Genomic DNA, 1,958 nt, shown 5'->3' on the forward strand with positions numbered 1-1,958 from the left:
TTCTATATCAAACGGTGTCTGTTCGGATGTCCTAAACCCTGCCATAAAACCGGTGTATGATGTAAGATTGTTGTCTGGATGAAATTGGGAATTTTTGCTCTGCCGATGCCCCAAAAATCCAGCAGGAAAGCCGTTGAGTTTGAGGTCGTCTTGCAGGGCTGATTTTGGCTCTGCACACTTTTGCACATTTTCTGCACATTGCAAGGATGGATAACAGGTGCAAAGGAGTGCAAACAATGCAAAGGAATACAATAGATTCACAACTCTAAAATCACGGTGCATCGATGAAAATGACGATTCTTCGTGAATTGTGGATATGGATGAAAGATGCCGTTTGGTTTCTACGAATCAGTAGGCCGGGGGTTCGAGTCCCTTCCATCGCAGTAAAGCAATCCAAATCCGAACCATTTTCCTTTGATGCGGCTTGGGCCGCTTCCTCAAACGTGATGGTCTGTGTACCTTCTTTATAGTTAAAGGTTATCAAAACCTTATCATCGTACAGATAAATCGAATTGATGAACGTATCCACCAACGCTTGCCTCTGGTCTTTCAGGCTCATGTCCAGTTTACGGAAGCGCATCAGCCAGAAACGGATAAATTCCTCTTTGATTTTTGGCTTTGCCAGCTTTTCTTCCGCAATGCGGGCTTCAAGCTCACGCTTGGTTTCTTCGAGCTGTTCCAACCGTTCCTTGGTGGAACTGGTGAGGATTCCGGCTTGAATTGCGTTGAGCATATTCTGGATACCCGATTCTGCATCCCGGAGCTGTTTCTCATAGAGAGGAAGGTTGGTGTTCTCTCGGTCTTGCAGCTCCATGACCTTGGCGATAATGGATTCCATGGCGGCATCGTCCCGGACAAGCTGCATGGTCTGGTTCACCACCAGATCTTCCAGCCACTGTTTGCGGACAGTTTTCTTCTTGCAGCCCTTCTTCTTTTTGGCCGTGGCACATTTATAGTAGCGGTGGACTTCTCCCGTCCGGCTTGTGCCGCTTTCGCCAAACATCAGCGCACCGCAGCAACCACAGTGCAGCTTGGTTGTCAGCAGGTAATCGTCCTCTGCCTTTCTTCGGGCAGGGGCTTTCTTGTTTTTGGCAATCTTTTCCTGCACATCATCGAACAGTTCCAGCGGCACGATGGGCGGAATCGCATCCGGCACGACCACATCCCGGAATTTCAGTTCTCCGATATAACGCCGGTTTTTGAGCATGTGCTCCACGCTGTTGTAAGTAAATTCGCCTCCGACCGGGTTCTTGATGCCGTTTTCATTCAGCCAGTCCCGAATCTCTTTCATCGTGAGGCCATCCCGATACTTCGTGAACGATTCCAGCACGAAAGGGGAGGCAAGCGGGTCGATGTGAAATTTCCGCTCGGAATCCAGCGTATATCCAAACGTTCCACGACCACCGTTGCAGCGGCCTTTCAGGATGTTCTCTGTCTGTCCACGGACAACCTTTTCGGCAAGGTCGGCAGAGTAGTATTCTGCATAGCCCTCCAGAACCGATTCCAGAATGATACCCTCTGGCCCCTCGGAGATGATCTCCGTAGCCGACATGAGCTTGACACCGTTCTTCTTCAGCTGGGTCTTATACCGGGCACTGTCGTAGCGATTCCGGGCAAAGCGGTCAAGTTTCCAGACCAGAACAATATCAAACAGCTTCTTGTCGCTGTCCTTTATCATCTGTTGGAATTGAGGGCGATTATCCGTCTTGGCAGAGATGGCGCGGTCAATGTAGTGCTTGACGATAGTGATGTCATTCTTTTCGGCATAGGCCGTGCATTCACGAATCTGGCCTTCGATGGATTCTTCGCGCTGGTTATCACTGGAATAGCGGGCGTAGATCACAGCGGTCATGGCAAGCACCTCTCTTTACACGTCATTGAACGGTGGAGCGTTCTTTCAAAGCACTGTTTCGTATAATGTATATACCATGTTTTGATGGAGAAATCAAGACTTTTTA

The 1,958-nt window shown here is 49.1% G+C and carries 2 protein-coding genes; both read right to left on the bottom strand.

Annotated elements, in window-relative coordinates; all coding sequences use genetic code 11:
* A partial coding sequence (locus J3352_RS14060) for a hypothetical protein (protein ID WP_370569109.1) occupies window positions 1-261 on the bottom strand: 261 nt, incomplete at its 3' end.
* Window positions 262-271: 10 nt separating this feature from the next.
* On the bottom strand, window positions 272-1,852 hold the full coding sequence (locus J3352_RS14065; RefSeq protein WP_242699990.1) for a recombinase family protein: 1,581 nt from the start codon (window positions 1,850-1,852) through the stop codon (window positions 272-274).
* Between the last annotated feature and the right edge of the window lie 106 nt (window positions 1,853-1,958).

Source organism: Faecalibacterium sp. Marseille-Q4164 (assembly GCF_017377545.1).
GTDB lineage: Bacteria > Bacillota > Clostridia > Oscillospirales > Ruminococcaceae > Faecalibacterium > Faecalibacterium duncaniae.

Bases quoted from the DNA above. Each gene is read 5' to 3' on its own strand.
- J3352_RS14065 (WP_242699990.1), bottom strand. From the start codon at position 1,852: ATGACCGCTGTGATCTACGCCCGCTATTCCAGTGATAACCAGCGCGAA.